General features: G+C 64.5%; 1 protein-coding gene and 1 pseudogene. Both read left to right on the plus strand.

Features of this window, described 5'->3' with window-relative positions:
• The coding region (locus AB4Y86_RS15475; RefSeq protein ID WP_441403080.1) for a GH25 family lysozyme at positions 1 to 2,262 on the plus strand (2,262 nt) is incomplete at its 5' end.
• A gap of 208 nt (positions 2,263 to 2,470) precedes the next feature.
• A pseudogene (locus AB4Y86_RS15480) lies at positions 2,471 to 3,147 on the plus strand (hypothetical protein); the annotation flags it as partial.

The raw sequence follows: 3,147 nt of genomic DNA on the forward strand, positions 1-3,147 counted from the left end.
GCAATGGCGTCGGCCACGGCTGGGGGCGGGGCGGAAATGGGACAAGGCCTGGCGATCGCGACGACAAACGGCAAAACGCTGACAACACAAAGCACGTGGGCTCCCACGTTCGGCGTTCTGGGCATGGATGTCAGCGAACATCAGCCGGGTGTTAACTGGCAGCAGCAGCGGATCTTGGGGGCACGATTCGCCTACATCAAAGCGACCGAGGGGAACTACTACGCGAATCCGATATTCGGCGCCCAGTATGCGGGGGCCCGGGATGCAGGCCTGATCCGCGGTGCCTACCACTACGCAAATCCGGCGGCATCATCAGGCGCAGACCAGGCACGGATCTTCGTGGCAAGCGGCGGAGGATGGTCCGCCGACGGATACACCATGCCGCCGGTGTTGGACTTCGAAGGCAATCCGTATGCAGGCAAAACCATCAACGGGTTCTACCAGGGGAACAGTTGCTACGACATGTCGCCGGGTGCGCTTGCGGCCTGGGCGCGGGACTTTAGCAACACCATGCAGGCCCTAACGGGACGGTTGCCTGTCATTTATACGGGCAACTACTGGTGGAACGATTGCGTCGGAAACCCTCTCGGCTTTGGCGACAACCCGCTGTGGCTAGCTTCCTACCCGAGTTCAGCCTCGAACGACGCCGGACCCATACCAGCCAGCTGGCCAACTTACAGCATCTGGCAGTACGCCGATTCCGGGCAATTTGCCGGAGACCAGAACGTCTGGAACGGGAGCACTGCGGACTTGACCGCATTCGCAAACGCGGGAATACCCCCGACCGCCCTTAATGCGATCGCCGCAACGGCCTCTGCGACGGCGGCGTTGGGGTCTAAGACGTCGGAAATCACGTGCGGGTTGCGGGATGGGGGCTGTTATCAGCTGTTCCAGAACGGTGCCGTGATCTGGTCCTCGAACACGGGCGCGCAGCCCAGCTTGTACGGACCGGTCCGGGACGCCTGGTCCCGCACCGGCTTCGAATCCGGAGCCCTTGGCTACCCCACCAGCGCCCTGATCTGCGGCATCCGCGACAACGGCTGCTACCAGGCCTACCAACGCGGTGAAATCCTCTACTCCACCGCATCCGGGGCCCAGCCCTCCACCCCGGGCGCGATCCGCACCGTCTACCGGCAGGCCGGCGCAGAAAACAGCGCCCTAGCCTACCCCACCAGCCCCGAACTCTGCGGCATCCGCAACGGCGGCTGCTACCAGACCTTCCAGCACGGAGAAATCCTCTGGAGCCCCGCCACCGGCGCCCAACTCTCCGAGGAAGGACCCATCCGCACCGCCTACCGCCAGGCCGGAGCAGAAAACAGCACCCTCGGCTACCCCACCAGCGGCAAGCTCTGCGGACTCAAAGACGGCGGCTGCTACCAAGGCTTCGAAACCGGCGCAATCATCCTCTCCCCCGCCACCGGCGCCCAGATCAGCCCCAACGGCCCCATCCGCGATGCCTGGGCCAAATCGGGCTTCGAATCCGGCCCGCTCGGCTACCCCACCGGCTCCGTGACCTGCGGCCTGCGCGATGGCGGCTGCTACCAGCTCTACCAAAACGGTGCCATCATTTGGTCCCCGGCCTCCGGCGCGCAACTAAGCCTTTACGGCAACTTCCGCACCGCATGGGCCTCCTCCGGCTACGAGAACGGCCCCCTCGGCTACCCCACCAGCTCCGTAATCTGCGGCCTCCGCGACGCCGGCTGCTACCAGGCCTACCAGAAAGGCGAAATCCTCTGGGCCGCCGCCACCGGCGCCCAGGTCAGCAGCCCAGGCGGGATCCGCGCCCTTTACCGCGCCAGCGGCGCCGAAAACGGCACACTGGCCTACCCCACCGGCCCCGAAACCTGCGGACTCGTCAACGGCGGCTGCTACCAAAACTTCCAAGGCGGCGCCATCATCTGGTCCCCCGCCATAGGCGCCCAACTCAGCCCCAACGGCCCCATCCGCACCGCCTGGGCCGCCAACCGCTACGAAACCGGAACCCTCGCCTACCCCACCAGCCCCGTCACCTGCGGACTCACCAACGGCGGCTGCTACCAGAACTACCAAGGCGGCGCCATCATCTGGTCCCCCACCACCGGCGCCCAACTCAGCCCCAACGGCCCCATCCGCACCCTCTGGGCCACCAACGGCTACGAAACCGGACGCCTCGGCTACCCCACCGGACCACAAACCTGCACCCCCGCAGCCGACAACTGCACCCAGACCTACCAAAACGGAAAAATCACATGGACCCCCACCCGCGGCGCCTACCTCAACTAACCCCCGAAACAACAGACACCACAACCGGCCACCAAATCCCCTGTTCAGCGCAGGAGTCGCGCAGATTTAGCGCAGTACACGCCGCGTAGGTGTAAGTCACGCGCAGGTTCAGCCCTTTGGGGCCAATCGGCCGTTTAGAAGCCCCGAAGTTACATACATTTCCCGGTCGGCAGCACAACTCAAGGCGCCGCGTTCTATGAAGGAACCAATGAACCTCAAACGGATGTTGGCAGTCGTAGTCTCTGCCCTGCTCCTTTCAGCGGCGTCGATTAACGCGGCCCCGGCTGCTCAAGCCAGCACAGCGCCTCTGTCCGGTGCGCGGCACATGACGCAAGCCTCGACGCCGACGCCGTCCCCAGCGGCGCCTGCGGCTACTGCCGCTGCATCGCCGACCGGACAGGTGCCGCCGACGCAGCCAGCAGCGGAAGACCTCGGTGGTGTGCCCACTTCGGCCCACACTTTTGAAACTCCGCCGGCCGAAGGAAACAAGGGCGCGACGAAGCCCAGCCTGAGCACAGAGGCCTACTCAGTGGCGCGCACCGGCGACATCAAAGTCCGCCTGGTAACCGTCCAGCTAACCGATGTCAAGGCGACCATTCCCATGGGCAGCGCCATAGATGCAGTCCAGACGACGAGCAATTACTGGCGGACCATGTCCAACAACAGACTGTCCATGAGCGTGGCAAGCACGGAAACGTTCAACAGCCGCAGCGCTTCCTCGCGGCAGAGCTACTCCGACATGATGAACACCATCACGAATGAACTCGGTTGGGTACCGGGTTCCTACACGGCTCTGGTGGTCTTCGTCTCGACGCCGACTTTGTCCTCTGGCGCTTTCGGGGCTGGCTGGAGCTACAACGGAACCAGCGGACGCGTGATCATGCC

Origin of the sequence: Arthrobacter sp. 2YAF22_2, assembly GCF_052114645.1 — a bacterium.
Taxonomy (GTDB): domain Bacteria; phylum Actinomycetota; class Actinomycetes; order Actinomycetales; family Micrococcaceae; genus Arthrobacter.